Here is a 26,830-nt window from a genome sequence, read left to right on the forward strand (position 1 = left end):
TAGGTCCACCCGCCGCGGCAACGATTCAATTGTCTCGGAATGTCGCAAGTAGACCCTGCAGCTGCAGAACCGCGGACGCCTAGCGTTCGGGATCGAACTCGTACTTCGTGCTGCAGAACTCACAGGTCACGACGATCTTGTCGTCGACCACCATCTCCGACAACTCGTGAGGATCGAAACTATCCAGGATCCCCTCGACCTTCTCGCGCGAGCATCGGCACCGGTCCACGATCGGCTGCGGATCGAAAATCCGGATTCCGCGTTCGTGGAAGAGACGGAACAGGAGGCGTTCGACGGTAACCTCGGGGTCGGTGAGTTCGTCGTCGCGCACGGTCGCGACCAGACTGCGCGCCTCGACCCACGCATCGTCTTCCTCCACCTCGTGTGCCGCTGCCCCCTCCGGCGCGTCTCCTGGGTGAAGGTCCGGCGAGCGCATGCGTTCCGGCGCTTCCGGAAGGAATTGCACCAGGACGCCTCCGGCAGTCCAGCTTCGCACCGGCCCCGCCCCCTCGCGGCGGGTGAACAACTGGCCGACGGCCAGGCGGATCTCGGTCGGGATCTGTTCGGATCGAGCGAAATAGCGGCGGGCCACCTCTTCCAGGGAAATGCCGTCGAGTTCGACCAGCCCCTGGTAGCGCTGCATGTGGCGCCCCTGGTCGACCGTCATGGCCAAATGCCCGCGGCCGAGAAGCGCGGCCGTGTCCATGTCCTGACCGGAACCGCTCTCGAAGGCTGCCTGGTCGAACCGAGCATAGGCGCGGATCGCGTCAGGCGAGGAAAAATCGACCACCAGCATCGACACGGGGCCATCGGTCTGCGTCTGCAGCGTGAAGCGTCCCTCGAACTTCAGCGACGTGCCGAGGAGAGAGGTCAACACCACGGCCTCGGCGAGCAGGCGCGCAACGGGCTCGGGATAGGCATGCCGACCGAGGATCTGGTCGAGGACGGGGCCGAGCGCAACCGCTCGGCCGCGCACATCCAGTCCCTCGACCGCGAAAGGCCGAACCGCATCAGCACCGGCTGGCGCAATGCCGTAAGCCGCAGGATCGAATGCCACCTGTCTGCCTCTCAAATGCCGCCCAGGCACCAAGCGAGAATGCCCTTCTGCGCATGCAGACGGTTTTCCGCTTCGTCGAACACCACGGAATTGGGACCATCCATGACCTCGGAGGTAACCTCCTCGCCGCGGTGCGCGGGCAGGCAATGCATGAAAAGGGCATCCTTGTGGGCGTGCGCCATCAGCCGCGCGTTGACCTGGTACGGACTGAGCAGGTTGTGGCGAGATTGCGTGTCGTCGTCCCCCATCGAAACCCAGCAGTCGGTCACGACGCAGTCGCTGCCCTTCACCGCCTCGAACGGATCATCGGTAACCATGATCGATGCGCCTTCGGCACGCGCCCTGTCGATGAGATCGGCAGGCGGCGAAAGCTCGGGCGGAGTGGCGATGCGCAACTCGAAATCCATCCTCGGTGCCGCATGCACCCACGAGGCCAGCACGTTGTTGCTGTCGCCGGTCCAGGCGACACTGCGCCCCTTGATCGGACCGCGATGCTCCTCGAAGGTCATCAGATCGGCCATGATCTGGCAAGGATGGGACTTTTTGGTCAGTCCGTTGATCACCGGAACCGTCGCGTTGGCTGCCAGTTCGCGCAGATCGTTGTCATCGAGGATCCTGATCATGATGGCATCGACGAACCGGGACAGCACCCGCGCCGTGTCGGCGATCGTCTCTCCGCGGCCGAGTTGCATCTCCGCGCCCGTCAGCATCAGCGTCTCGCCGCCCAGTTCGCGCATGCCGACATCGAAGGAAATCCGTGTGCGCGTCGACGGCTGCTCGAAGATCATCGCGAGAACCTTGCCGGCAAGCGGACCCTCGCCCCTGCGCACGCCGTTGCGGACCGCCTTCAACTGCTTGCCGCGCTCCAGAATCGCGCGCAACTGGTCGCCGTCGAACTCCGTCAGATCGAGGAAATGACGCGCACTCCCGTTCCTACTCACGCCACGGCTCCTTCCTTCGACATCTGCTGCTCGAGTGCCGACGCGGCGGCATCGATGCGGGCCACGGCTTCGGCGATCTCCTCGTCGCTGATGATAAGCGGCGGCATGACGCGCAGGACATTGTCGCCCGCGGGAACCATCAGCAGTCCGTTGGCACGTGCCTTCGCCAGTACCTCGCCCGCCGGCGGGGTGCATTTCAGGCCGAGCATCAGTCCACGGCCCCTCACCTCCTGGAACACCGCTGGATGCGCATCGACGACAGCGGCGAGCTTCTGCTTGAGCAGCAGGCCCTTGCGCTGGACTGCCTCGAGGAAGCCCGGCTCCAGGACGACGTCCAGGACCGCATTGCCGACGGCCATGGCGAGCGGATTGCCGCCGAAGGTCGTGCCGTGCGTGCCGGGCACCATTCCCGCCGCCGCCGCTTCCGTCGCCAGGCAGGCGCCCATTGGGAAGCCGCCGCCGATGCCCTTGGCGATCGCCATCAGGTCGGGGGTCACACCCGCCCATTCGTGCGCGAACAGCTTTCCGGTCCTGCCGACACCGGTCTGGATCTCGTCGAAGATCAGCAGCAGCCCTTCCGCGTCGCAGATGCTGCGCAACTGGCGCAGGAAGTCGGCCGGGATCTCACGGATGCCGCCCTCGCCCTGGATCGGCTCGATGGCAATCGCGGCCGTGTTCGGGTCGATCGCGGCGCGCAGCGCGTCGAGATCCATCGCCGGAACCTGGTCGAAGCCCGGCGCCTTCGGGCCGAAGCCCTCGAGATACTTCGCCTGTCCGCCGGCCGCGATGGTCGCGATCGTGCGGCCGTGGAACGCGCCTTCGAACGTGATGATGCCGTAGCGGTCCGGATTGCCGTTCGCATAGTGGTAGCGGCGTGCGGTCTTGATCGCCGCTTCCATCGCCTCGGCGCCGGAATTGGTGAAGAAGACACGGTCGGCGAAGGTCGCCTCCGTCAGCCTGCGCCCCAGCCTTTCCTGGCCGGACATGTGATAGAGGTTCGACACGTGCCACAGCTTCTCGGCCTGCGCCTTGAGCGCGGCGACGAGATGGGGGTGGGTGTGGCCGAGCGAGTTGACGGCGATGCCGGAGCCGCAATCGAGGAATCGGCGGCCGTCGGTCGTCTCCAGCCAAACCCCTTCTCCGCGGTCGAAATCCAGATCCGACCGTGCATAGGTGCCGAAAAGTGCCGACGCCGTCATGTCACGCTGCTCCTGCGGGTCATCCGGCCCGAGGCTTCGAACCGGCATCCAAAACGCAGCGTGCCGCCCCGAAAGGCGGCACGCTTCGATAGCAGCGTTATACACCCGCCCGCCCCTTCGATGTCAATGCAAATGGCGCATTTCCGCCACTTGGCGCGGGTGTCCGGGCGAGGCGGCATTTCTGGGGAAAAGTCCGTTCGTCCCCACCTCATGCCCCTGCCAACCTTGCCTCGCGTTTCGCCGGTATTGTAGTGTCCGGACTGTCGGATACGACATCTCGTGCTGTAGATCATCAACCGTAACTAAATATGCCAATTGCTGGCACGTTCCCTACGTGCCTTAAGGATTGGTTACTGCCCGACGGCCTGCGGCCACCAATCGACGGGGTGCGACGAATGAGTTGGACGACTGAACGCGTGGACCTTTTGAAGAAGCTGTGGGGCGAAGGTCTGAGCGCCAGCCAGATCGCCGCCGAGCTCGGCGGCATCACGCGCAACGCCGTGATCGGAAAAGTGCACCGCCTCGGTCTGTCCGGCCGGGCCAAGACGCAGGCGCCGGCGAGCAAGCCGCGGCGGAAAAACGGGGGCGGACAGGGGGCGGGGAGCCGGCCGGTGCAGAGCCAGCCGCAGAGCCGCGGGGCGACCGCGCTGAAGCTCGACGTCGAGGCAATTCCCCAGGCAAAACAAGAGGTTGAGCCGGTCGCGGAACTGGTTCCGATGGCCGAGCGGGCGACCATCCTGACGCTCACCGAACGCACCTGCAAATGGCCGATCGGCGATCCCGGCAGCGAGGATTTCTACTTCTGCGGCCGCCATTCGGAACCGGGCGTGCCCTACTGCCCGTACCATTGCCGCATTGCCTATCAACCGGTTAACGACCGCCGCCGCGACCGCAAGAGCGCCCGCGGCTGATCGCGACCGGAGGATAGACGCCCAAAAACCCGCTGTCCGCAGCGGGTTTTTTCATGGTCTCACGAGGGTCCTACATGACACTCACTTGTGGCCGGAAACACGCCGGAGTCCTGCCGGCGAGGAGCCGGCCGCCTGTGACTCCGTGTGCCCCCTGCGCATCCCTGCGCATCCCTGGGCGTCAGGCGGCGGCGAACTGGTCGTTGAAGGCGTAGCCGGCGCCGCGAACGGTGCGGATCGGGTCCTTCACCTTGCCGCGGTTGATCGCCTTCCTGAGCCGACCGACATGGACGTCGACGGTGCGCTCGTCGACATAGACGTCGTGGCCCCAGACGCCGTCGAGCAGCTGCTCGCGCGAGAACACGCGGCCGGGCGAGGTCATCAGGAACTCGAGCAGGCGGAACTCGGTCGGGCCGAGATGGATCTCCTTGCCGCCGCGCCGCACGCGATGGGTCTCGCGGTCGAGCTCGATGTCGCCCGAGCGCAGCATGGTCGAGACGACCTCGGGCCGGGCACGGCGCAGGATCGCGCGCACGCGCGCCATCAGTTCGGGCACCGAGAACGGCTTGACCACATAGTCGTCGGCGCCGGTGGCCAGGCCGCGGATGCGCTCGGCCTCCTCGCCGCGGGCGGTCAGCATGATCACCGGCAGGCGCTCGGTCTCGGCGCGCGCGCGCAGACGCCGGCACAGCTCGATGCCCGACAGGCCAGGCAGCATCCAGTCGAGAAGCAGCAGGTCCGGCTGGCTCTCGCGCAGGCGGATCTCGGCCTCGTCGCCGCGCTCGCAGGCCTCGACCGCATAGCCCTCGGCCTCCAGATTGTACCGCAGCAACAGGCTCAGCGGCTCCTCGTCCTCAACGATCAGAACCTTCGGCATTCCCTTCCGCTCCTGGATTCCCTACCGGCACGATATGCGGATCAGGCGTTTTCCTGATCGGTGACGCCGGTCTCGTCGATCTTGCGCCGCTCCTCGAGAAGCTGCTCGCCGGTCACCATGAAATAGACGTTCTCGGCGATGTTGGTGGCATGGTCGCCGATGCGCTCCAGGTTCTTGGCGCAGAACAGGAGATGCGCGCACTGGGTAATCTTGCGCGGATCCTCCATCATGTAGGTCAGCAGTTCGCGGAACAGGGACGTGTAGAGGGCGTCGACCTCGTCGTCGCGCTCGCGCACGGACCTGGCGGCCTCGGCATCGTGGCCGGTATAGGAATCGATCACCGCCTTGAGCTGCGCCATGGCGAGTTCTGCCATGTGCTCGACGCCGAACGCCGCCTTGGAGGCGTTGAAGTCGCCGTCGATGGCGATGACGCGCTTGGCGATGTTCTTGGCGAGATCTCCGACCCGCTCCAGGTCGTTGGCGATGCGGCCCGCAGCCATGATCTCGCGCAGGTCCTGGCCCATCGGCTGGCGGCGCGCGATGACGCGGATCAGCCGCATCTCGACGTCCTGCTGCAGTTCGTCGAGGCGGGAATCGGCCAGGATGGTCCGGTGCGCCCTGTCGAGGTCCTGGGTCAGCAGCGCCGTCACCGCGTCGTTGACCAGCGTCTCGGCCAGACCGCCCATTTCGGCGACGCGGCCGGCGAGGGCCCTCAGTTCCTCGTCATAGGCCGTGACTGTGTGTTCGGTCATATCTCGTTCCTTTCGCCTTGCGACGGAGCCCGGCGGATCAGCCGAAACGACCCGTGATATAGTCCTGGGTCCGCTTGTCCTGAGGATTCGTGAAGATATCCGTGGTTGCCCCCTCTTCCACCAGATAGCCCAAGTGGAAGAAGGCCGTGCGCTGCGAGACACGGGCCGCCTGCTGCATGGAATGGGTGACGATCACGATCGTGAAGTTCTCGCGCAACTCGTCGATCAGTTCCTCGACCTTGGCGGTCGCGATCGGGTCGAGCGCCGAACAGGGCTCGTCCATCAGGATCACCTCGGGGCTGACGGCGATGGCACGGGCGATGCACAGGCGCTGCTGCTGACCGCCGGACAGGCCGGTACCCGGCTCGGCGAGGCGGTCCTTGACCTCGTTCCACAGGCCGGCCTTCTGCAGGCTGGAGGCGACGATCTCGTCGAGCTCGGCCTTGTTCCTGGCCAGGCCGTGAATACGCGGACCGTAGGCGATGTTCTCGTAGATCGATTTCGGAAACGGGTTCGGTTTCTGGAACACCATGCCAACACGCGCGCGAAGTTCGACAACGTCGATGCTCGGATCATAAATGTCCTTGGCGTCCAGGGTGATCTCACCCGTCACCCGGCAGATGTCGATGGTGTCGTTCATGCGATTGAGGCAGCGCAGGAAGGTCGACTTGCCACAGCCGGACGGGCCGATCAGCGCAGTCACATTCCGCTCGCGGATGTCGAGATCGACATCGAAAAGGGCCTGTTTCTGACCATAAAAGACGCAGACCTTGTCGCCCTTCATCTTGATCGGGGCACCGTCCGGCGTGACGGAGCGGGCAACATTGCCCAATTGGGTCGAAGCTACGGTCGCAATCATCGTGAAATCTCCAATTCGTCGCCTACCACCGACGCTCGAAACGCTGGCGGAGGAAAATCGCGATCGCGTTCATGGCCAGCAGGAAGCCAAGCAGCACCAAGATCGCGGCTGAAGTCCGCGCCACGAAACCGCGCTCGGGACTGTCGGCCCAGATGAAGATCTGCGTCGGCAGGGCAGTGGAGGCCTCGAGCACGCCGGTCGTCGGCGAGGTAATGAAGGCATTCATCCCGATCAACAGCAGCGGCGCGGTTTCACCCAGCGCCTGAGCCAGGCCGATGATGGTCCCGGTGAGGATGGTCGGCATCGACAGCGGCAGGATGTGGTGAATGATGGTCTCGTGCTTTGAAGCGCCGATGCCGAGGGCTGCCTCCCGAATGGACGACGGCACCGATTTCAACGACGCGCGGGTCACGATGATGATCGTCGGCAGGGTCATGAGGGCGAGAACCATGCCGCCTACCAAGGGCGCCGATCGCGGCAATCCGAAGAGACCGAGGAAAACGGCCAGACCCAGCAGACCGAAAACCACGGAGGGAACCGCCGCCAAATTGTTGATGTTGACTTCGATCAGGTCGGTGATCCGGTTCTTGGGAGCGAATTCCTCCAGGTAGATCGCCGCCGCGATACCGGCCGGGAAAGACAGAAGGAAGCAGACCAACAAAGCCCAGAAAGAGCCGGAGATCGCGCCGGCCAAGCCCGCCAGTTCAGGGAACCGGCTGTCGGCGTTCAAGAAAAGACCCGTATTGAACGGCTGGCTGATCAGTCCGCGTTCGTTGAGGCCGTCGTACCAGCCGATCTGCTTGTCGTTCACGCGACGGCGGTCTTCAGGCAAAGACCGGTCGACTTCCCCTTTCGCGAGTTGGTCGAGCGGATCGGCGAGAGGAAACGTGAAGGAGACGGTCCTGCCGATCATGTCCGGATTGGCGATCACCCGGTCGCGGACGAGAAACTGCGCATTCGGTGTGAAGATCTGCAGGAACTGGCGCCGATCCGCCTGGTCGAGGCCGGGCTCCAGATCCGCAAGCGCGGACTGGACGATGGTGCGCCACGGAGCGTTGAAGATGTCGTCCCGGTTGACCTGTTCGGGATCCAATCGAATCTCGACCGTGACCATGGTCTGGACGAAGGCCTTGTAACCGGTCAGCACGAGCGACGAGAACAGGATCAGCAAAAACCCGATCGCCATAGAGATCGCCGTCAAGCCATAGAACTTGAGCCGGGTATCTGCAGCATAGCGAGACTTGCGGCGCGCCTTCATCTCGGCAGACGCCCAGTCGACCGGGGCACGCAGCCCCGCGCTGTCATCAAGGGCAATGGTCATCAATACTGCTCCCGATATTTCCGGACGATCCGCAGCGCAACCACGTTGAGCGCGAGCGTGATGACGAACAACACAAGGCCGAGGGCGAACGCGGCAAGCGTCTTCGGATTGTCGAACGACGTGTCGCCGATGAGAAGGGTAACGATCTGGACGGTAACCGTCGTGACCGACTGCAACGGGTTGACGTTGAGGCTCGCGATCAGGCCGGCAGCCATCACCACGATCATGGTCTCACCAATGGCGCGCGACAGGGCCAGCAGAATGCCGCCGACAATGCCCGGCAGGGCCGCGGGAAGCAGCACCTTGCGAATGGTTTCGCCCTTGGTCGCTCCCAGGGCCAGCGACCCATCCCGGACGGCGCGCGGTACCGCCGTCAATGCGTCATCGGAGAGGGAGGATATGAACGGAATGAGCATGATGCCCATGACGCCGCCCGCGACAAGAGCGGCATTCGGGCTGACACCGATCCCCATCCAGTCTCCCAGACCACGCAAAGCCGGCGCCACGGTGAGCACGGCGAAGAAGCCATAGACAACGGTCGGAATGCCGGCGAGGATTTCAAGCAGCGGCTTGATGATCGCCCGGGCCGAATTGGAGGCGAATTCGGTCAGGTAAACGGCGGAGAACAGGCCGATCGGCGTGGCCACAGCCATTGCGATCACAGCGATCACGAGAGTCCCGAGAAACACCGGCACCGCACCGAAGGCTCCGGCACCGGCGACCTGGTCCTCGCGCATCGGGATTTGCGGCTCCCAGTTCAGCCCGAAGAAGAATTCTGCGACCGGCACGCGGGCAAAGAACTGCAGGGCCTCGTAGAGCAGCGAGACAATGATGCCTGCCGTCGTTGCGATGGCGACGACGGAGCAGAAGATCATGAAATAGTTCAGCGAGCGTTCGACGCTGTGCCGCGCCCGGAAGCGCACGGCGACCATCCGGTAGCCAACGCCGAAGCCGATCAGAGCGATGGAAATAGCAACGACCAACATCGCCCATTGCGCATTGGCGACCACGGCATTGTAGAAATCGGCAGCAGCCCGGATCTCGCCGGTCGGTTCGCGGAAGATGCGGCCGGCAGCGACCTGCTTGATCTCGCTGAGCAGCAACGCCTGCTGCGCCGCATCAAGCGACGTCACCTCGGTGCCGAGACTGTTCAGGATGATCCGGTCGACCGCGGCCCCCTGGAATAGCAGCCACATCAGCACGATGATGAGAGCGGGCACGCCCGTCCAGATGGCGATGTTCAGGCCATGATAGATCGGCAGAGAGTGGAACTCGCGATAGGCGGTTCCACGAACCACCTTGGCCCGGAACAGGCCCGCGACATAGCCGAGGACGGCCAAGATCAGCAGAATGAAGAAAACTGTGCTTGCCATGCCGGCCCCCGACCGCCTCAACCAATGAAACACCCGCGCGGATCGCCCGCGCGGGTGTCCTGACGTGTCAGATCAGAAGGAAATGCCGACCGCGTTCGTCACGGTCTCGCGGGTCTTCTCGCGCAGGTCGGCCGGCAGCGGAACCAGACCACGCTCGGAGAGGTAGCCGCCGTCGCCGATCGCGTCTTCCGACACGTATTCGGCGAGGAACTCGTTCAGACCCGGGATGACGCCGCGGTGGGCGTTCTTCACGTAGTTGAAGAGCGGGCGGGACAGGACGTAGTCGCCCGAACCGATCGCCTCGAGCGACGGCAGCACGCCGTTGATGGCGACGCCCTTCAGGGTGTCCTGGTTCTCGTAGAGGAACGAGTAGCCGAAGATGCCGAGCGCGTTGGCGTCGGCCTGCAGGCGCTGGACGATCAGGTTGTCGTTTTCACCGGCTTCGATGAAGGCGCCGTCCTGACGCATGCGCGAGCAGACTTCGTTCCACTTCTTGGCGTCGGCCTTCTGCAGGTCGGCCATGCCCGGGAGGCCCTTGCAGCCGTCGTGCATCGCCAGTTCGACGAAGGCATCGCGGGTGCCGGAGGTCGGGGGAGGACCGAACACGGTGATGGCGACGTTCGGCAGCGACGCGTCGATGTCCGACCAGCTCTTGTTCGGGTTGGCGACGAAGCCGCCCTTGCCGTCCGGCAGTTCGGCGGCAAGCGCCTTGAAGATCTGCTCGTTGGTCAGCGAGAGCTCGGGGCCGGAGACGGAGTGCGCGATCGACAGACCGTCATAACCGATCAGGACCTCGGTCACGTCGGTCACGCCGTTGGTCTTGCAGAGCTCCTTCTCGCCGTCCTTGATGGCGCGCGAAGCACCGGTCATGTCCGGATGATCCGGACCGACGCCGCCGCAGAAGACCTTGAAGCCACCGCCCGTGCCGGTCGACTCCAGCACCGGAGCCGCCGAGCCGGTCTTGTTGGCGTATTCTTCGGCAACGCCCTGGGTGTAGGGGAATACGGTCGACGAGCCGACGACCTTGATCTGGTCGCGGGCCTGGGCGGCGCCGGCGACGGCGGTGGCGGCGACCGCAAGGGCAACCGTGCTGACGAGGGTTTTGAACTTCACTTGACCACTCCCTTTGAATGTCAAGGTTTCTGAGGATCGCCCGGGAGCTGCCGCTCCAGCGATGGGCGGACCCTAGGCGTCTCTCATGTGAGTTCTATGACGGTTTCCTATCACTTTTGTGACAGTTCAACATCTTGTTTATTATTGTCTATTTCCGTCATGTTGCCGTTTCTTGACAGTTTTCCGGGGGATTGGAAGCGGACCGAGAAGCAGGCGCCGGCGCCGGGCCTGCTGTCGATCTCCAGGCGCGCGCGGTGGCGCGTCAGGATGTGCTTGACGATGGCGAGGCCGAGGCCGGTGCCCTTCATGGTGCGGCTGGAGGCGACGTCGACGCGGTAGAAGCGCTCGGTCAGGCGCGGCAGGTGCTCGGGCGCGATGCCCTCGCCGAAATCGCGCACCGAGAAGACACTGGCGCCGTCGCCCTCGGGGCGGAGGGCGACCTCGACGCGCCTGCCGGTGCTGCCGTACTTGAGCGCGTTCTCGATCAGGTTCTCGGCGACCTGGATCAGCTCGTCGCGGTCGCCGCGCACCGGCACGGCGGCGTCGGGCAGGTCGAGCTCGACGGCCATGCCGAGGTCGGCGGCGAGCGGCGCCAGCGCGTCGGCGGTGTGGCGGACGATGGCGGCGAGATCGACGACGGTGTCGGGCCGCACGTGGGCCTTCAGCTCGATGCGCGACAGCGACAGGATGTCGTCGATCAGCCGGCGCATGCGGTTGGCCTGGTCGAGCATGATGGCGAGGAAGCGCTCGCGCGCGGCCTCGTCGTCGCGCGCCGGGCCCTGCAGGGTCTCGATGAAGCCGGTCAGCGAGGCGAGCGGGGTGCGCAGCTCGTGGCTGGCGTTGGCGACGAAATCGGTGCGCATGCGCTCCAGCCGGCGCTGCTCGGTCAGGTCGCGCAGGGCGACGAGCAGGAAATCCGGCGCCGGGCGGGCGGATGCGGGGCGAGCGGCGGAGGCGGAGGTCGGCGCGGGCAGTGCGATCGGCGCGATGCTGGCCTCGAACCAGGATTCGGTCGGCACCTTCTCGGCCCATTCGATGCGCTCCGGGCGGCCGCTGGCGCGCACCCGGTCGAGCGCCTCGAGCAGGGCCGGCGCGCGCAGGCCGAAGGAGATCGGGTCGCCGGGACGCACGGCGCCGTAGCGCTCGCGCGCGACGGCGTTGACGTAGCGGGTGACGCCGCGCCCGTCGGCGACGAAACAGGGCATCGGCAGGGCGTCGACGATCGCCTTCATGCCGGTGTCGGGCCACAGCCGGCGCTGCTCGCGGCGCGCCTCCAGGCGCAGGCGGCGGCCCGAGCGGCGCGGGCCGAACGCGCCGGCGGCGGTGGCAGCGAGGACGGCGGCGCCGGCGGCCACCGGCCAGGGCACGCCGTAGACGCCGACGGCGGCGGTGGCGAGGAGCGCCAGCAGCGCGAGCAGCCAGCGCGCCTCGGCCAGACGGGCGAGCGGGCCGCCCGGGTCACGGGCGGCGTCCCGGGACTGCTCGACGCCGGAGCCGGCGTCAGGATCCGGACCGGAGTCGGGATCGGTTTCGGTATCTGGATCCTGCTGGGTCATCGGGGCGTCGGGCACGGAATCGGCGGAACGGCGGACATAGCATGGCACGGATGTCAGTCGTGCGACACCGCGCGCGCCGGCGGTCCCTAGCGCCCGGCGGCGGCGGCGAGGCGGGCAAGGCCGTCGGGCCAGCCGCCGGCGGACGCCAGCTCCGCGCGCCAGGCGGCGGCGTCCTCGCCGTGGCGGACGAATTCGCTATGGACGAGCTCCAGCCGGGTCGTCTCGCCGGCATCACGGAACGACAGCATGACGCGGCTGGCCGCCGCCGGATCGGCGATGGCGCGCCGGCCCGGCGCGATCTGCCAGGCGAGGCGCAGATAGAGCGGCGGCTCGATCGACAGCACGGTGCCCCAGACCAGGCGGCGACCGCGACCGTCCTGCTCGGTGCAGGCGCCGCCCAGGTGCGGCTCGATGGCGATCTCGGCGTCCGGGTCGCCGGTCAGGCGGAACTGCGGCGGCCACCAGACGCCGATGCCGTCGACGACCAAGGAAAAGGCCGCTGCGCGCGGCAGCGGCAGCACGACTTCAAGGGCGATGGGCTGGTCGGAACCGGACATGTCTCCTCACCGGGTGCGGGACCGAATCGGACCTCCACTCTAGAGCGCGTGCGTTACCGAATCGTGCCGGCCGGCACGGCCACGGTTGCGCGCGCCGCCGGTTCTTGACAGAACGGGCGCCAGCATCGACATCAGGCGAAACGGCGAGGAGGCCGGGTTGGCCAAACTCATTCACGACCGCAGCTTCGATCCGCGCCACGGCGAGGCGGTGGAGGTGGCGGACGGCGTCCGGCGGCTGACCGTGGCCAACCCCGGCCCGTTCACCTTTCACGGCACCAACACCTACCTGGTCGGCGAGCGCGACGTGGTGGTGATCGATCCGGGGCCTCAGGACGCGCCGCACCTGGACGCGATCCTGCGCGCGACCGCCGGCGCGCGGATCGCCGCGATCCTGGTCAGCCACACGCACAAGGACCATTCTCCGGCGGCCGCCGATCTGCGCGCACGCACCGGTGCGCCGGTCTACGGCTGCGGGCCGCACCGGGCGGCGCGCGGCCTCGCGCTCGGCGAGATCAACCCGCTCGACGCCAGCTGCGACCTCGACTACCGCCCCGACCGGGTGCTCGTCGACGGCGAGCGGATCACGCTCGGCGGCGCCGTCTTCGAGGCGGTCGAGACCCCGGGACACACCGCCAACCATCTCGCCTTCGCGCTGCCCGACGAAGGCATCCTGTTTTCGGCCGACCACGTCATGGTGTGGTCGACCTCGATCGTCGCGCCCCCCGACGGCTCGATGCAGGCCTACATGGACTCGCTCGACAAGCTGCTGGCGCGTTCGGAAGATCTGTATTTCCCCGGCCACGGCGGTCCGGTGCGGGCGGCGGCGGACTACGTGACGGCGCTGAAGGTGCACCGGCACGACCGGGAGCGCGCGATCCTCGACGCCCTCGGCCGCGGACCCGGCGCGATCCGCGCCCTGGTCGACACGATCTACAAGGGCCTCGACCCGGCGCTGAAGCCGGCCGCCGCGCTGTCGGTGTTCGCCCAGATCGAGAATCTGGTCGACCGAGGCCTCGTCGCCTGCGCCGGAACGCCGACGCTGAACAGCGAATACCGCCTTACCTAACCCTCGAGATCCGGCGCGTCGTCCTGGAAGATCTCCTCGAGCTCGGCCGGCATGTCGTCACCGAATTCGCCGCCGAGGAACGGCTTGACCGTCGGCAGGGGGACGCGGCCGTCGTCCGAACCCAGCGGCCGCTCGGTCAGCAGCGGCAATTCCTCGACCGGCCGCGCCGCCGCCTCGGCGACTTCCTCCTCCGTGACGGTCAGGCGGGCGAGGTCGCCGTAGGATTCGAGCAGCGCCTCGTCCAGATCGCGAAAGAAGGTACGGATGCGCGTGGCGTTGGCGCCGAGATCGTGGCTACCGAGGCGCGAGGCGGAGCGGATGTCGAGCAGGGCACCGAACCGGTCGGGGCGAATACGGATCGCCACGTCGTCGGTCAGGGCGAGGACGGGGGTGCGGACCACGACCTGCAGGCGGGTGCCGGCGTCCGGCATGTCGGGGGGAAGCTCGAAGGCAACCGCCCAACCCCGCTTGTCGACGACCTTGCGGACGGCGGCGTGCAACTGGCCCGGCTCCATCCTGAAGCGGCGGGGCACGATGTCGGGATAGGCTTCCGCCTGCAGAGCCCGGCGATCGCCTGCGGCAGCCGCAGCCGGCCGGACCGGACCGGAGAGCGCCGGCGGGTCGTCGAGGTCGGTGCTGACGTCGTTGAGCGGCGGATAGAGGACCAGGGCGACGGCGGCGGCGATGGCAGGACCCAGCGCCAGCGTGCCGTAAACGAAACCGCGCAAGGCATCGGAGGCGCCGGCGCCACCGCGCCGCCACAGCATGACCGAGGCGACGAACGCAAATAGCACGGCCAGCGCGCCGAGGACGACGGCGAGCAGAAGCGACCAGCCCATGGCTTCGGGGTCGATCGCGCCGATGCGGTGGGCGCCGACGGCGACCAGGATCAGCGGCACGCCGACGGCTCCGACCCTGCGGCTCCAGCGGGCCAGGCCCGACCGTCTGACTGGCAATCGCTTCTTCACCGGCGTGACGCTCCCCAAGGCTTCGGCACATAGCACATCCGCTGGGGCGCCGGAAGGAGCGGGCGTTCCGGAGCCTACTCGCGGAGCCGCTGGTCGCAGGGCAGAGGGACGCGGCGGCGCGGTTTCAGGCACCCAACAGCCCCTCTGCGAGCGAGTGGGCCCCGGGTCTCGCAAGGCTCGCCCGGGGTGACCGCGGAGGGGGGGCGGTCCCCCCCTACTCCGCGGTCGGCAGGCGGTAGCCGGAGAAGGCTTCGCGCAGGGCAGTCTTGCGGATCTTGCCGGTCGCCGTGTGGGGGATCTCGTCGACCACGACGACGTCGTCGGGCAGCCACCACTTGGCGACCTTGCCGTCCATGAAGGCGAGCAGGCTGTCGCGCGTCGGCCGGGCGCCTTCCTTCGGCACGACGATCAGCAGCGGGCGTTCGTCCCACCTGGGATGGGCGACGCCGATCACCGCCGCCTCGGCGACGTCGGGATGGCCGACGGCGACGTTCTCCAGCTCGATGGAGGAGATCCATTCGCCGCCGGACTTGATGACGTCCTTGGAGCGGTCGGTGATCTGCATGTAGCCGGCCGGATCGATGTGAGCGACGTCGCCGGTGTCGAAGAAGCCGTCGTCGTCGAAGGCGCTGCGGTCGTCGTTGCGGAAATAGCCGCTGGCGATCGCCGGGCCGCGGACCTTGAGCCGGCCGAAGGTCCGGCCGTCCCAGGGCAGTTCCCGGCCGACGTCGTCGGTGATCTTCATCTCGACGCCGAAGGGCGCGAAGCCCTGCTTTTCCTGGATGTCGAGCAGGCGTTCGCCGGCGAGGCCGGCATAGTCGGCCTTGATCGAGCAGACGGTGCCGAGCGGGCTCATCTCGGTCATGCCCCAGGCGTGCATGACGCGCACGTCGTAATCCTCCTCGAAGGCCTTGGTCATGGCGCGCGGGCAGGCCGAGCCGCCGATGACGACGCGCTCCAGCCAGGGCAGCGCCTTGCCGGTCTTCTTCAGATACTGCAGCAGCATCAGCCAGACCGTCGGCACGGCCGCGGTCAGCGTCACGCGTTCCGCGTCGAGCAGGCCCCAGATCGATTCGCCGTCCATGCGCGGCCCCGGCAGGACCAGTGCCGCGCCGGCGAGCGGCGCCGAGAAGGCGAGCGACCAGCCGTTGGCGTGGAATAGCGGCACCACCGGCATGACGCGGTCGCGGCTGCGCAGGCCGAGCATGTCGGGCACCGCTGCAGTCATGGCATGGAGCACGTTGGAGCGATGGGAATAGACGACGCCCTTGGGATCGCCGGTGGTGCCGGAGGTGTAGCACATGCCGGCGGCTGCGTTCTCGCCGATGTCCTTCCAGGCGAAGTCGGCATCGGCCTCCGCCAACCAGTCCTCGTAGACCGCAACCTTCGGCAGACTGGTCTCGGGCATGTGGGCGGCGTCGGTCAGCACCACGACGCGCTCGATCGTGCGCAGCTGCGGCCAGATCTTCTCGACGATGGGCAGGAAGGTCAGGTCGACGAACAGCAGCCGGTCCTCGGCGTGGTTGACGATCCAGGCGATCTGGTCCGGGAACAGGCGTGGATTGACCGTGTGATAGATGGCGCCGAGGCCGAGCAGGCCGTACCACACCTCCATGTGGCGAACGGTATTCCAGGCCAGCGTGGCGACCCGGTCGCCGTGGGTTATGCCATAAGAATCGAGCCGCTTGGCCAGTTGAAGGGCGCGCTGGCGCAGGCTCGCGTAGTCGGTGCGGTGGATCGGCCCCTCGACCGTGCGCGAGACGATTTCGGTCCTGCCGTGGTTGCGCGCCGCATGATCGAGAATGCGGGTGCACGTCAAAGGCCAATCCTGCATCAGGCCAAGCATGGGCATTCCTCCCTGTCTGCGTCCGCAGGCTCGTCGTCCCGGCGGATCGTTTGGCGCATTGTGGAGAGGATGTCCGCAGGCTGTCCAGTGGGCGGAAGGACGGCGACGGCGCGGACGGACGGAGCGTCTGCCGCCGGGGGCCTACGTCTCCGCCTCGGCGGCGGCGGCGGCGCTTGCCGAAAGCCATGCGACCAGGTCGTGCAGGCCGGAGAAGACCGCGTCGGCATGCGGGGCAAGCACCTCGGCGCCGACGGTGCCGGTGGTCACGGCAAGCGCGCGGGCCCCGGCGGCGCGGCCGGCGTGCAGGTCGTGCAGGCTGTCGCCGACCATGGCGACGGCGGAGACGGGGATGCCGGCGGCCTCGGCGAAGGCGTGCACCATGCCGGGACCGGGCTTGGCGCCGAAGCCGCTGTCGTAGCCGAAGACGTGCGGAAAGGACGGGGCCAAGCCGAGGGCGTCGATCTGGGCGCGGGCGGAGATCTCGGTGTCGTTGGTGGCGACGCCGAGCACATAACCGCCGGCGCGCAGGCGGCCGACGGCGTCGGCCAGGCCCGGAAACGGCGACAGGCTGGCGAGGCCGAAGGCGACCAGGTGGCGGTTGATCTCGCCCATCAGGGCGACCGGATCGGGCACGCCGAGAATCGCCGCCCAGTCGGCGACCAGAATGTCGTTCGAGCCGGCGACGAAGGGCGATTCGGGCGCGAACAGGCCGGCCTCAAGGTCGAAGGCGCAGACCTCGGCAAGGCGCAGGCGCAGATCCGCGTCGCCGGCGGAGAAGGTGTCGACCAGCCGCACGAAGGCGGGCGACCAGGTCTTCTGGAAGTCGATCAGCGTGCCGTCCTTGTCGAACAACACCGCCCGTATCGCCCTGTCGTGTCGACCGTCCATCAACCGCCCTGCTCCCTTGCCCGTCCGCCTGCGCGCCCCTTGTGTCCGAGGCGGGCGCCCGCGATAACATGATGCCACCCTTTGCCAGAGTCGCCCAGCGCGACAGGAGACAAGCCATGCCCCTGACCAATGTGCAAGCCCGCGACGTGGAGGCTCTGCTGCATCCCTACACCCCCCTGCACAGGCTGGCCGAGACGGGGCCGCTGGTGCTCGACCACGGCAAGGGCGTGTGCGTCTACGACACCCAGGGGCGCGAATACATCGAGGGCATGTCGGGCTTGTGGTGCGCTGGCCTCGGCTTCGGCGACGAGGAACTGATCGAGGCGGCCAAGGAGCAGCTGTCGCGGCTGCCCTATTACCACCTGTTCGGCGGCAAGGGCATGGAGCCAGCGATCGAACTGGCGGAGAAGCTGAAGGAGATCGCGCCGATGCCGGTCTCCAAGGTGTTCTACACCTCGTCCGGCTCGGAGGCGAACGACACCCAGGTGAAGCTCGCCTGGTACTACAACAACGCCCGCGGCAAGCCCCAGAAGAAGAAGATCATCAGCCGCATCAAGGCCTATCACGGCGTGACGCTGATGACCGCGTCGCTGACCGGCCTGCCGGCCAACCACCGCGACTTCGACCTGCCGCTGGCGGGCGTGCTGCACACCGACTGTCCGCAGCACTACCGCTTCGCCGAGCCGGGCGAGAGCGAGGCGGAGTTCGTCGCGCGCATCACCGCCTCGCTGGAAGCGCTGATCGCGCGCGAGGGCGCGGACACGATCGCGGCCTTCATCGCCGAGCCGGTGATGGGCGCGGGCGGCGTCATCGTGCCGCCGGCGGGCTATTACGAGCGGGTGCAGGAGATCCTGGCCGCCAACGACATCCTGTTCATCGACGACGAGGTGATCAACGGCTTCGGGCGCACCGGCAACTGGTGGGGCTGCCAGACCATGGGCTTCACGCCCGACACGCTGTCCTGCGCCAAGCAGCTGACCGCCGCCTATGCGCCGCTCGGCGCGGTGCTGATCCCGGACGCCGTCTACGACGCCTTCGTCGAGCAGAGCCGCAAGATCGGCACCTTCGGCCACGGCTTCACCTACGGCGGCCATCCGCTCGGCTGCGCCATCGGCGTCAAGGCGATCGACATCTACCAGAAACGCGACATCGTCGGCCGGGTGCGCGCGCTGGCGCCGCAGTTCGCTGCCCGCCTGGCGCGGCTCGACGACCATCCGCTGGTCGGCAACACCCGCGCGAAGGGACTGGTCGGCGGCGTCGAACTGGTCGCCGACAAGGCGACGCGGCGCGCCTTCGATCCGGGCAAAGGTGTCGGCGCGGCCTGCGCCAGGGCCTGCGAGGCGCACGGGCTGATCCTGCGCGCGCTCGGCGACACGATCGCGATCTGCCCACCGATGATCATCGCGGCGGAGGAACTCGACGCGCTGTTCGACCGGCTGGAACGGGCGCTCGACGACACCGAGGCCCTGGTCGTGCGCGACACGCTGCGCGACTGAGGGACACGGGCGGACGGGGCGCGGGCGGGCGGACCGCTAGCCTGCGCTCGCGAAGCGTTACAGCACGACATCGGAATTGACTGGCCTGCCGCAGCGGCAAGGCTCATGGTTATGCTTGCGTTAACCGGACGGAGGGACGCTGTTCTTCGGTTCCAACAAGAAAACCCGGCGCCTGTGCACCGAAAGTCGCGTCCGACGAGCCACATCGTTGCCGCAATCCAGAGGCACAGGGAGCCATTGCATAGCGATAACCCGGATCAAAACAATGTCTACCCCCATCGCAAAGAGCGCTCCCGCCGCCGAGAAGCCGAATCTGGACCAACTGTACAAGCCGGTCGGCATCCAGGCGATCACTGCCGCCGCCCTTTGCAGCAAGTCCGCGACCGGCTCCAAGTCCGGCAAGTAATCCTCCCCCGCAGGCGGGGCGGGCCCCGGTCCGCCCCGTCGGCACCCCTGTCTCGTCCTTCCAGATTCTGCGCCTGCCCGGGCCGGCCCGCCGGCGGCGGGAGCCTCGCCCGGCTTGCACATGGCCAAATCGGCGCTGCCATGGCAAGGTCCGGCGGTCCGACGTCGCAACGGAATCGTCCGCCCATGATCATCGCCTATACGCCCGCGGCCACCGCCCTCGCCCGCACCGAGGTTCCCGAGGGCGGCGCGATCCCGGCCACGGCCGTCTGGCTCGACCTGTTCAATCCCACCCATCAGGAACGGCAGGCGGCCGAAAGGCTGATGGGCGCCGAGATCCCAACGCGCGAGGAGATCGCCTCGATCGAGACCTCGGAACGACTCTACGACGAGCCAGGCGCGATCGTGATGACCGCCATCCTGCCGATGGCGGCGCGCATGCCCGACCCGAAGCTGTCGTCGGTGACCTTCGTGCTCAGCGCCAAGCGGCTGGTCACCGTGCGCTACGGCGAGCCCCAGTCGATCAGCCATTGCGCCCGCCGCGTGCAGACCGACGGCACCATTCCGCGCACCGGGCCGGGGGTGCTGTTCGTGATGCTCGACATCATCATCGACCGTTGCGCCGACGTCATGGAGGAGGCTTCCGAGAGCTTCGACCGGATGTCGCTGAAGGTGTTCGAGGAGGGGCTGAACTCGCGCAACAGCGAGACCTACCGCTCGGCCATCCGCGTCCAGGGACGCATCGGCCTGCAGGTGGCACGCATGCACGACGTCTGCGCGAGCCTGGCACGGCTGCTGCTGTTCCTGTCGTCCCGGGCCAAGCGCGTCGGGCTGACCGACGAGCAGAAGGACGCGTGCAAGACGCTCGGCCGCGACATCCACTCGATCAAGGAACATGCCGACGCGATGGACAACAAGCTGTCGTTCCTGCTCGACGCCACCGTCGGCCTGGTCAACCTGGAGCAGAACCAGATCATCAAGATCTTCTCGGTTCTGGCGGTCGTGTTCCTGCCGCCGACGCTGATCGCCTCGATCTACGGCATGAACTTCGAGCTCATGCCGGAGCTGCAATGGGTCTACGGCTACCCGTTCTCCATCCTGCTGATGGTGCTGTCGGTGGCGGTGACCTTCCTGTACTTCCGCTGGAAGAAGCTGCTGTAGCGCCGCCCTAGGGGTAGAGCCGGGTCTTGCTCCAGGGCGAGCCCGCCGCCTCGCGCGTGAACAGCACGCGGTCGTGCAGGCGGAACGGCCGGTCGTGCCAGAACTCGATCGACACCGGCGCCAGTCGGAAGCCGGACCAGTGGTCCGGGCGCGGGATGTGACCGATGGCGAATTTCGCCGTGTAGCGGGCGACCTCCTTTTCCAGCGCGAAGCGGCTTTCCAGCGGTCGCGACTGCCTGGACGCCCAGGCACCGATGCGGCTGCCGCGCGCACGCGTCTCATAATAGGCGTCGGCCTCCTCGGCCGAGACCGGCGTGACGGGGCCGCGCACGCGTACCTGGCGGCGCAGCGACTTCCAGTGGAAGCACATGGCCGCCTTGCCGGAGGCGAGGATCTCGCGGCCCTTGGCGCTCTCGTAGTTGGTGAAGAAGACGAAGCCGTCGGCGTCGAAGCCCTTCAGCAGCACCATGCGCACGTTGGGCAGGCCATCCGGATCGACGGTCGCCAGGGCAAGCGCGTTGGGATCGTTCGGCTCCTTTGCCGTTGCCTCCTCAAGCCATTCGCCGAACAGCCGAAATGGCTCCTCCGCCTGGGTGAAGTCATCGTTTGTTAAGGCTTTTGAGGAAGTGTCTTGTGTATGAGTCATGAGTATCCGCAGTACCCTGGAGACGAGGGGCGGCGCGGTGAGGTCGGGGACCGCCCGGGCAGCCCTTCATACACCAGGACCCTTCGCAAGCGCCACCTCCTGCCGGCCGTGCTGCTGGCCGGGCTGCTGACTGCCGGCGGATGCACGCGGATGTCCTCGCCCCTCGCCAGCAACGACCTGGACACACCGCTCGACCTGACCGGCTCGATCGACGGCCTCGGCAACGGCGCCGACACCGACATCGACAAGGAAGACCGGCGCGCCATCGCGGCAGCGATCGAGGCCGCCAAGCCGACCGCCGACGGGCCGGCGGCGATCGCCTGGGCCAATCCCTTGAGCGGCAACACCGGCACGGTCACCACGATCAACGCTGACGGCGGCGTGTCCGGCTGCCTGGCCTTCCGGACGACTGCGAACACCATTCACGGAGTGCGCGCCTATGACGGCACGGCTTGCCGGGACGCCTTTTCCGCGCTGTCGGTGATCACGCTCGCCCGCACCAGATCCTAGAGTCATCTCGCTTTTGCCTGACGCGCCCAACGGCTCTCGCGTCTCGATGTACCGCGATTGCGGAAGGCGGACCGGCAACCGCCTCGCCGGGAAGCGCGCCGGCCGGAGTGCCTCGCACAACCGCTGGCATTTTTTCCTATCGCCTCCCATATAGGGAGCGAGTTATGGTTCAACGCGGCCGGCCCCGCCGACCGCCTCGAAACAAGACGGTTCAACCATGCGCGACCCCTATTCCGTGCTCGGTGTCGACAAGACGGCGAGCGAAACCGACATCAAGCGGGCCTTCCGCAAGCTCGCCAAGCAGTACCACCCGGACCAGAACGCCAACGATCCGAAGGCGCAGCAGCGCTTTGCCGAGATCAACCAGGCCTACGAGATCGTCGGGGACAAGGACAAGCGCCAGAAGTTCGACCGTGGCGAGATCGACGCCGAGGGCAAGCCGCGCTTCCAGGCGCACGGCTTCGAGGGCTTTTCCGATTTCGACGCCTTCCGCGAGGCAGGCGCGGCGCGCGGCTTCCGTGCGCAGCAGCCGGGCGGCGGCGCCTTCGACGACATCCTGAGCGACATTCTCGGCGGCTTCGGCGGCGGCCGGAGGGCGAAGGCCGGCCGCACGGCCACCCCGACGCGCGGCCGGAACGCCGAGCTGCTGGCGCAGGTCAGCCTCGAGGAACTGGCGCGCGACGGCAAGACGCGCGTGACGCTGCCGAGCGGTAAAACCGTCGACATGAAGATCCCGGTCGGAACGGTCGAGGGCGATAAGATCCGCCTGCGCGGCCAGGGCTATCCGGGCGAGGCCGGCGGCGCGCCGGGAGACGCGGTGGTCGAGATCCGGCTGCGTCCGCACAAGCTGTTCGAACCGCGCGGAGCGGACCTCCATCTCGACCTGCCGATCACCCTCTACGAGGCCGTGCTCGGCGCCAAGATCCGCACGCCGACGCTGGACGGCGCGGTGCACCTGACGGTGCCGCCGGGATCGAGCGGCGGCAAGGTGATGCGCCTGAAGGGCAAGGGCCTGCCGACCAAGAGCGGCGGCCACGGCGACCTGCTGGTCCGGCTGCAGATCGTGCTGCCGCCGAACCGCGACGAGGAACTGGAAACCCTGATGAAGGCGTGGAAGGAGATCACGCCCTATCCGGCCCGGGGCCCAGAGTTCGACTGACCGACAGGACAGACGCGACGGCTGGCGTCGCCAACCCTGACCCGAAGGTCTGGCGTCGGTTTCCGCGCCGTTGTTGTCCCGCTGCGGGAACCTCGTTGCCGGCGGCGGCCGGCTCGTCTACTGGATCCCAGCCTGCGCTGGGATGACAAGCAAGGGCGGGGGCTGCGCGCCTGGAGTGACGGGCGCGGCGGCCGGTTTGCGTCTCCTGCCTCGTCGTCGGACAGGTCGGCGCTATGCCTTGCCCTTGGTCATGAAGGCCGTGAAGGCGGCCCTGGCTTCCGGCGAACCGAGGCGTTCGGAGAACAGGGCCGATTCCTCGGCGAGCCGGCGCAGCACCTGATCCCAGTCGGCGCGCAGCAGCCCGCGCGCGAGACGCATCGCCTCGACCGGCTTGGCGGCGATCCGGCGCGCGCAGTCGAGGGCCCGCGCCTCCACCTCGGCTTCCGCCACCACGTGATTGACGAAGCCGGCCGCGCGCGCCGCCTCGGCATCGAAGCCGTCCCCGAGGCAGAGCAGTTCGAAGGCGCGCTGATAGCCCATCACGCGCGGCGCAAGCAGGCTGGAGCCGGCCTCCGGCACGAGACCGAGATCGACGAAGGGCGACCGGAACAGCGAGCGCGGGCTGGCGAAAACCATGTCGCAATGGAGCAGCAGGGTTGTGCCGACGCCGATGGCCAGGCCGTCGACGGCCGCGACCATGGGCTTTGCCACGGTCGACAGAGCCTCGAGGAACCGCGACACCGGCTGTTCGGAGAGCGCGCCGGTGCCCGCGTAGTGCAGGAAGTCGGCGATGTCATTGCCGGCCGTGAAGGCGCCGGGCGTGCCGCACAGCAGATGGCAGCGCACCTGGGCATCGGCATCGCCCTCTGTGAGAGCCTGTGCCAGGGCGAGATACATCTCGCCGGTGATGGCGTTCTTCTTGTCCGGACGGTCGAACCGGAGGAGGTTGACGCCGTCTGCGATCTGCCTGCGGATCATCGCGACCTTCCTTTCCTGCCGGCCCCGCTCAGGACGCCAGCGCCTGCGGGTCGAATGCCAGGATCGCCTGCGCCGAGCCGACGACGTCGGCCTTGAGCGCAGCCGTTTCGCGCAGCGCCGTATCGGCGAAGAAGCGGGCCAGTAGGCGGCGCCGGGCCGCAGCCACGGCGTCGGCCGGGTCGCTGCGCAGCGCGCCCTTGACCAGCAGCGCGGCGCCGAGCGTGAGGCCGGCGAGCCGCAGATAGGGCGTCGCGCCGGACAGGGCTTCCGCCGTCCGGCCGTCCGCCTGCGCCTGCAGCAGCCATTCGGTGGCGACCGCAAGATCGGCGACCGCCTCCTCGAGCACCGGGGCAACGGCGCCGAGATCGGGCTGGTTGGAGCCGGCAGCCTCTTTCGCAAGCGCCGCCAGGTTCGCGATGAAGCCGCGCACATGCGCGCCGCCGGCCAGCGGCAGCTTGCGTTGGACGAGGTCGATCGCCTGGATACCGTTGGTGCCCTCGTAGATCGGCGCGATGCGCGCGTCGCGCAGGTGCTGGGCGGCGCCGGTCTCCTCGATGTAGCCCATGCCGCCGTGGATCTGGACGCCGGTGGAGGCGACCTCGACGCCGATGTCGGTGGACAGGGCCTTGGCGATCGGCGTGAGCAGGCCGGCGCGGTCGGACCAGTGCGCCTTCGCCTCCGGGTCGGTGGCCAGGCTTGCCATGTCGATGGCATGGGCGCAGGCAAAGCAGATGGCGCGCGCGACCTGCGTGCGCGCCTGCATGAACAGCAGCGAGCGCTTGATGTCCGGATGGCCTGCGATCGCGCTCATGCCCTCGCCGGCGTCGCCGGGAGCCCGCCCCTGCCGGCGGTCGAGGGCATAGGCAAGCGCCTGCTGGAAGGCCCTTTCGGCAATGCCGAGACCCTGGATGCCGACGGCGAGGCGGGCGTTGTTCATCATCGTGAACATGCAGGCGAGACCGCGATTCTCCTCGCCGACCAGCCAGCCGATGGCGCCCTCGCCGTCGCCGTAGATCATGGTGCAGGTGGGCGAGCCGTGGATGCCGAGCTTGTGCTCGACACCGGCGCAGCGCACGTCGTTGCGCGCGCCCAGCGAGCCGTCTTCGTTGACCAGGAATTTCGGCACGAGAAAGAGCGAGATGCCGCGCGTGCCGGCCGGAGCGTCGGGCAGGCGCGCGAGCACGAGATGCACAATGTTGTCGGTGATGTCGTGCTCGCCGTAGGTGATGAAGATCTTCTGGCCGAAGATGCGGTAAGTGCCGTCCGGCCGCCGTTCGGCGCGCGCCTTGAGGGCGTTGAGGTCGGAACCGGCCTGCGGCTCGGTGAGATTCATCGTCCCCATCCATTCGCCGGAGACGAGCTTGTCGAGATACCTCGACTTGAGCTCGGCGGAGGCGTGCTTGTCGAGCGCCTCCACCGCGCCGACGGTCAGGGTCGGACCAAGGGCGAAGGCCATCGAGGCGGAGTTCCACATCTCCAGCGTCGCCGCATAGAGCATCAGCGGCAGGCCCTGGCCACCGTGGTCCGGGCTCGACGGCAGGGCGTTCCAGCCGCCCTCGATCCAGCGGTGATAGCAGTCGCGCCAGCCTGGAGTCGTCGTCACCGAGCCGTCGCTGAAGGTGGCGCCGGCGCGGTCGGACACGGCGTTGAGCGGCGCGATCTCCTCGGCCGCGAAGCGGGCCGCCTCGGCAAGGATCGCGTCTACCAGATCGTCGGTCAGGTCCTCGTGGCCCGGCATGGCCTGCAGATCGCCGAGCCCGGCGACGTGTTTCAGGGTGAAGGCGATTTCGGCCAGCGGCGCACGATACATGGTTTCCTCCGTGACGAGTTCGGTTCTTGCGGCTTGACGGAACCGGACCGTCCCTCCAAAACGCCGCGCGAAGACCCGCTTGTGCGGCGACCCTATCGTCGTTTACGTAAACGTCAATACGTTACCCTGCGGCAGGTCCGGCTTCGGGCCGCCGCGAAACGCCACCCCCTGCTGGAAAGACCCGACGCATGCAGCGCTGGAGCATCGATCCGAACGATCCGAACTGGCGGCAGTCGCCGGTCGCGGCGGCGGTCTGCGAGGCGCTGCTTGCCGGGAACCTCGTCGGCGTGCCGACGGAAACCGTCTACGGCCTGGCCGCCGACGCGACCAACGGCCGCGCCTGCGCCGCGATCTACGCCGCCAAGGGCCGGCCGCGGTTCAACCCGCTCATCTCGCACCTGGAAAGCCTAGACGCGGCGCGGCGGCATGGCGTCTTCGACGCACGCGCGCACGCGCTGGCGCAGGCGTTCTGGCCCGGACCGCTGACGCTGGTGGTGCCGAAGGCGGCCGGCTCGCCGATCTGCGACCTGGTCACCGCAGGCCTCGACACGGTCGCGCTGCGCGTTCCGGCCGCCCCGGTGATGCGCTTCCTGGCGGAACGCACCGGGCGGCCGCTGGCCGCGCCGAGCGCCAATCTGTCGGGCAGGATCAGCGCGACGACGGCGGACGACGTCATCCGCGATCTCGGCGACGCGGTGGCCTTCGTGATCGATGCCGGTCCCTGCCCGATCGGCATCGAGTCCACCATCGTCGGCCTCGCCGGCGCGGAGCCGGTGCTGCTGCGGCCGGGCGGGATCGCGCGCGAGGCGATCGAACGGGTGCTCGGACGGCCGCTCGCCGCCGCCCAGACGGAGCAGGCGGACGCGCCACAGGCGCCGGGGATGCTGACCTCGCACTACGCGCCCAACGCGACCGTCCGTCTTGCCGCCACCGAGGTCGCGTCCGGCGAGGCGCTGCTGGCCTTCGGACCGACGCCACCGGCCGGCGTCGAGCGGGCGGTCGCGACGGTCAACCTAAGCCCGACCGGCGACCTCGCGGAAGCGGCCGCCACCCTGTTCTCCGCCCTGCGCCGGCTCGACGCCAGCGGCGCGGCGACGATCTGCGTGCAGCCGATCCCCGACGGCGGGCTCGGCGAGGCGATCAACGACCGGCTGCGCCGCGCCGCCGCCCCGCGCCACGGCTGCTGAGCGGACCGGCTGCGACCCGTCGCACGGGATCGAGCGGATCTGACCGCCCCGTAAGACCTTGCCACCAAGGTCGTAGTTGCCTGCAGGAACTACCTAGATCCCCGACGACCTTATTCACAGTTTTTCTGCCCAGACGCTGCGGCAAGCAGCTCACAATGCTGTCCAGAAATCTATTAATCTGTTAATCATAAATTCTG

The 26,830-nt window shown here is 67.8% G+C and carries 25 protein-coding genes; 8 read left to right on the forward strand and 17 right to left on the reverse strand.

Features of this window, described 5'->3' with window-relative positions:
* Positions 1-79: 79 nt before the first annotated feature.
* From SL003B_RS16510 to SL003B_RS16520, 3 genes are read right to left on the reverse strand one after another with little or no spacing between them, the layout of a single operon-like run.
* Complete coding sequence (locus tag SL003B_RS16510; RefSeq protein WP_013654002.1) at positions 80-1,057, reverse strand: Hsp33 family molecular chaperone; 978 nt, start codon at positions 1,055-1,057, stop codon at positions 80-82.
* Between the two features lie 11 nt (positions 1,058-1,068).
* Positions 1,069-1,998: an ornithine carbamoyltransferase gene (gene argF, locus SL003B_RS16515; protein ID WP_013654003.1), complete on the reverse strand. Its 930-nt coding sequence runs from the start codon at positions 1,996-1,998 to the stop codon at positions 1,069-1,071.
* Entirely contained in the window at positions 1,995-3,197 is a 1,203-nt protein-coding gene (locus SL003B_RS16520) for an aspartate aminotransferase family protein (RefSeq protein WP_013654004.1), read from the reverse strand. The genes argF and SL003B_RS16520 overlap by 4 nt, the downstream gene beginning before the upstream one ends.
* 395 nt (positions 3,198-3,592) lie before the next feature.
* Between SL003B_RS16520 and SL003B_RS16525 the strand changes: the two genes are divergently transcribed.
* A complete protein-coding gene (locus SL003B_RS16525; RefSeq protein WP_041375597.1) occupies positions 3,593-4,108 on the forward strand; it encodes a GcrA family cell cycle regulator in 516 nt (171 codons plus the stop codon).
* Positions 4,109-4,286: 178 nt separating this feature from the next.
* Here SL003B_RS16525 and phoB read toward each other — a convergent pair whose 3' ends face one another.
* The 8 genes from phoB to SL003B_RS16565 form a co-directional block, all read right to left on the reverse strand.
* The gene (phoB, locus tag SL003B_RS16530) at positions 4,287-4,982 is read right to left on the reverse strand and encodes a phosphate regulon transcriptional regulator PhoB (RefSeq protein ID WP_013654006.1); all 696 of its coding nucleotides are present in this window, start codon (positions 4,980-4,982) and stop codon (positions 4,287-4,289) included.
* A gap of 41 nt (positions 4,983-5,023) precedes the next feature.
* Positions 5,024-5,734 (reverse strand): phosphate signaling complex protein PhoU, encoded by a 711-nt coding sequence (gene phoU, locus SL003B_RS16535; protein WP_013654007.1) that lies wholly within the window; start codon positions 5,732-5,734, stop codon positions 5,024-5,026.
* 37 nt (positions 5,735-5,771) lie between these two features.
* Positions 5,772-6,518, reverse strand: coding sequence for a phosphate ABC transporter ATP-binding protein PstB (gene pstB / locus SL003B_RS16540; RefSeq protein ID WP_277914631.1), 747 nt, complete (start codon positions 6,516-6,518; stop codon positions 5,772-5,774).
* 97 nt (positions 6,519-6,615) lie between these two features.
* Positions 6,616-7,914, reverse strand: coding sequence for a phosphate ABC transporter permease PstA (gene pstA, locus SL003B_RS16545; RefSeq protein ID WP_013654009.1), 1,299 nt, complete (start codon positions 7,912-7,914; stop codon positions 6,616-6,618).
* Entirely contained in the window at positions 7,914-9,287 is a 1,374-nt protein-coding gene (gene pstC / locus SL003B_RS16550; RefSeq protein ID WP_013654010.1) for a phosphate ABC transporter permease subunit PstC, read from the reverse strand. The genes pstA and pstC overlap by 1 nt, the downstream gene beginning before the upstream one ends.
* 72 nt (positions 9,288-9,359) lie before the next feature.
* The gene (locus tag SL003B_RS16555; protein ID WP_013654011.1) at positions 9,360-10,400 is read right to left on the reverse strand and encodes a substrate-binding domain-containing protein; all 1,041 of its coding nucleotides are present in this window, start codon (positions 10,398-10,400) and stop codon (positions 9,360-9,362) included.
* A gap of 110 nt (positions 10,401-10,510) precedes the next feature.
* On the reverse strand, positions 10,511-11,956 hold the full coding sequence (locus SL003B_RS16560; protein WP_013654012.1) for an ATP-binding protein: 1,446 nt from the start codon (positions 11,954-11,956) through the stop codon (positions 10,511-10,513).
* An 86-nt stretch (positions 11,957-12,042) separates the two neighbouring features.
* On the reverse strand, positions 12,043-12,513 hold the full coding sequence (locus SL003B_RS16565; RefSeq protein WP_013654013.1) for an SRPBCC family protein: 471 nt from the start codon (positions 12,511-12,513) through the stop codon (positions 12,043-12,045).
* A gap of 157 nt (positions 12,514-12,670) precedes the next feature.
* Here SL003B_RS16565 and SL003B_RS16570 point away from each other — a divergent pair, with 157 nt between their 5' ends.
* Positions 12,671-13,579 (forward strand): MBL fold metallo-hydrolase, encoded by a 909-nt coding sequence (locus SL003B_RS16570; protein ID WP_013654014.1) that lies wholly within the window; start codon positions 12,671-12,673, stop codon positions 13,577-13,579.
* Here the strand turns inward: SL003B_RS16570 and SL003B_RS16575 are convergent.
* From SL003B_RS16575 to SL003B_RS16585, 3 genes are all read right to left on the reverse strand, one after another.
* Positions 13,576-14,547, reverse strand: a complete 972-nt coding sequence (locus SL003B_RS16575; RefSeq protein WP_013654015.1) for a DUF1499 domain-containing protein — start codon at positions 14,545-14,547, stop codon at positions 13,576-13,578. The two genes, SL003B_RS16570 and SL003B_RS16575, sit on opposite strands and share 4 nt — an antisense overlap.
* Before the next feature lie 214 nt (positions 14,548-14,761).
* Positions 14,762-16,393 (reverse strand): long-chain-fatty-acid--CoA ligase, encoded by a 1,632-nt coding sequence (locus SL003B_RS16580; protein ID WP_013654016.1) that lies wholly within the window; start codon positions 16,391-16,393, stop codon positions 14,762-14,764.
* Between the two features lie 141 nt (positions 16,394-16,534).
* Positions 16,535-17,281, reverse strand: a complete 747-nt coding sequence (locus SL003B_RS16585) for an HAD family hydrolase (RefSeq protein WP_013654017.1) — start codon at positions 17,279-17,281, stop codon at positions 16,535-16,537.
* Positions 17,282-17,397: 116 nt separating this feature from the next.
* Between SL003B_RS16585 and SL003B_RS16590 the strand changes: the two genes are divergently transcribed.
* From SL003B_RS16590 to SL003B_RS16595, 3 genes are all read left to right on the forward strand, one after another.
* Entirely contained in the window at positions 17,398-18,777 is a 1,380-nt protein-coding gene (locus SL003B_RS16590; RefSeq protein ID WP_013654018.1) for an aminotransferase, read from the forward strand.
* Positions 18,778-19,042: 265 nt separating this feature from the next.
* Positions 19,043-19,183: a hypothetical protein gene (locus SL003B_RS23635; protein ID WP_169313683.1), complete on the forward strand. Its 141-nt coding sequence runs from the start codon at positions 19,043-19,045 to the stop codon at positions 19,181-19,183.
* 185 nt (positions 19,184-19,368) lie between these two features.
* Positions 19,369-20,343, forward strand: a complete 975-nt coding sequence (locus SL003B_RS16595) for a magnesium transporter CorA family protein (RefSeq protein WP_013654019.1) — start codon at positions 19,369-19,371, stop codon at positions 20,341-20,343.
* Between the two features lie 7 nt (positions 20,344-20,350).
* Here SL003B_RS16595 and pdxH read toward each other — a convergent pair whose 3' ends face one another.
* Positions 20,351-20,989 (reverse strand): pyridoxamine 5'-phosphate oxidase, encoded by a 639-nt coding sequence (pdxH, locus tag SL003B_RS16600; RefSeq protein WP_013654020.1) that lies wholly within the window; start codon positions 20,987-20,989, stop codon positions 20,351-20,353.
* 150 nt (positions 20,990-21,139) lie between these two features.
* Between pdxH and SL003B_RS16605 the strand changes: the two genes are divergently transcribed.
* Complete coding sequence (locus tag SL003B_RS16605) at positions 21,140-21,499, forward strand: RT0821/Lpp0805 family surface protein (RefSeq protein ID WP_013654021.1); 360 nt, start codon at positions 21,140-21,142, stop codon at positions 21,497-21,499.
* Positions 21,500-21,716: 217 nt separating this feature from the next.
* The gene (locus tag SL003B_RS16610; protein WP_013654022.1) at positions 21,717-22,658 is read left to right on the forward strand and encodes a DnaJ C-terminal domain-containing protein; all 942 of its coding nucleotides are present in this window, start codon (positions 21,717-21,719) and stop codon (positions 22,656-22,658) included.
* A gap of 231 nt (positions 22,659-22,889) precedes the next feature.
* On the opposite strand, the gene SL003B_RS16615 is transcribed toward SL003B_RS16610, so the two are convergent.
* Together SL003B_RS16615 and SL003B_RS16620 are read right to left on the reverse strand one after the other, a co-directional pair.
* Positions 22,890-23,636: a crotonase/enoyl-CoA hydratase family protein gene (locus SL003B_RS16615; RefSeq protein WP_013654023.1), complete on the reverse strand. Its 747-nt coding sequence runs from the start codon at positions 23,634-23,636 to the stop codon at positions 22,890-22,892.
* Between the two features lie 28 nt (positions 23,637-23,664).
* Entirely contained in the window at positions 23,665-25,446 is a 1,782-nt protein-coding gene (locus tag SL003B_RS16620) for an acyl-CoA dehydrogenase family protein (protein ID WP_013654024.1), read from the reverse strand.
* Positions 25,447-25,634: 188 nt separating this feature from the next.
* Here SL003B_RS16620 and SL003B_RS16625 point away from each other — a divergent pair, with 188 nt between their 5' ends.
* Positions 25,635-26,633, forward strand: a complete 999-nt coding sequence (locus tag SL003B_RS16625; RefSeq protein WP_013654025.1) for an L-threonylcarbamoyladenylate synthase — start codon at positions 25,635-25,637, stop codon at positions 26,631-26,633.
* Positions 26,634-26,830: the final 197 nt, after the last annotated feature.

Source organism: Polymorphum gilvum SL003B-26A1 (assembly GCF_000192745.1).
Taxonomy (GTDB): Bacteria; Pseudomonadota; Alphaproteobacteria; order Rhizobiales; family Stappiaceae; genus Polymorphum; species Polymorphum gilvum.

Excerpts from the sequence above, each read along its gene's own strand:
- SL003B_RS16590 (WP_013654018.1), top strand. The coding sequence starts at position 17,398 with ATGCCCCTGACCAATGTGCAAGCCCGCGACGTGGAGGCTCTGCTGCAT.
- SL003B_RS16620 (WP_013654024.1), bottom strand. The coding sequence starts at position 25,446 with ATGTATCGTGCGCCGCTGGCCGAAATCGCCTTCACCCTGAAACACGTC.
- pstC (WP_013654010.1), bottom strand. The coding sequence starts at position 9,287 with ATGGCAAGCACAGTTTTCTTCATTCTGCTGATCTTGGCCGTCCTCGGC.
- SL003B_RS16525 (WP_041375597.1), top strand. The coding sequence starts at position 3,593 with ATGAGTTGGACGACTGAACGCGTGGACCTTTTGAAGAAGCTGTGGGGC.
- SL003B_RS16595 (WP_013654019.1), top strand. The coding sequence starts at position 19,369 with ATGATCATCGCCTATACGCCCGCGGCCACCGCCCTCGCCCGCACCGAG.
- SL003B_RS16625 (WP_013654025.1), top strand. The coding sequence starts at position 25,635 with ATGCAGCGCTGGAGCATCGATCCGAACGATCCGAACTGGCGGCAGTCG.
- pdxH (WP_013654020.1), bottom strand. The coding sequence starts at position 20,989 with ATGACTCATACACAAGACACTTCCTCAAAAGCCTTAACAAACGATGAC.
- phoU (WP_013654007.1), bottom strand. The coding sequence starts at position 5,734 with ATGACCGAACACACAGTCACGGCCTATGACGAGGAACTGAGGGCCCTC.
- SL003B_RS16585 (WP_013654017.1), bottom strand. The coding sequence starts at position 17,281 with ATGGACGGTCGACACGACAGGGCGATACGGGCGGTGTTGTTCGACAAG.
- pstA (WP_013654009.1), bottom strand. The coding sequence starts at position 7,914 with ATGACCATTGCCCTTGATGACAGCGCGGGGCTGCGTGCCCCGGTCGAC.
- SL003B_RS16565 (WP_013654013.1), bottom strand. The coding sequence starts at position 12,513 with ATGTCCGGTTCCGACCAGCCCATCGCCCTTGAAGTCGTGCTGCCGCTG.
- SL003B_RS16580 (WP_013654016.1), bottom strand. The coding sequence starts at position 16,393 with ATGCTTGGCCTGATGCAGGATTGGCCTTTGACGTGCACCCGCATTCTC.
- SL003B_RS16560 (WP_013654012.1), bottom strand. The coding sequence starts at position 11,956 with ATGACCCAGCAGGATCCAGATACCGAAACCGATCCCGACTCCGGTCCG.
- SL003B_RS16610 (WP_013654022.1), top strand. The coding sequence starts at position 21,717 with ATGCGCGACCCCTATTCCGTGCTCGGTGTCGACAAGACGGCGAGCGAA.
- SL003B_RS16605 (WP_013654021.1), top strand. The coding sequence starts at position 21,140 with ATGTCCTCGCCCCTCGCCAGCAACGACCTGGACACACCGCTCGACCTG.
- pstB (WP_277914631.1), bottom strand. The coding sequence starts at position 6,518 with ATGAAGGGCGACAAGGTCTGCGTCTTTTATGGTCAGAAACAGGCCCTT.
- SL003B_RS23635 (WP_169313683.1), top strand. The coding sequence starts at position 19,043 with ATGTCTACCCCCATCGCAAAGAGCGCTCCCGCCGCCGAGAAGCCGAAT.
- SL003B_RS16520 (WP_013654004.1), bottom strand. The coding sequence starts at position 3,197 with ATGACGGCGTCGGCACTTTTCGGCACCTATGCACGGTCGGATCTGGAT.
- phoB (WP_013654006.1), bottom strand. The coding sequence starts at position 4,982 with ATGCCGAAGGTTCTGATCGTTGAGGACGAGGAGCCGCTGAGCCTGTTG.
- SL003B_RS16615 (WP_013654023.1), bottom strand. The coding sequence starts at position 23,636 with ATGATCCGCAGGCAGATCGCAGACGGCGTCAACCTCCTCCGGTTCGAC.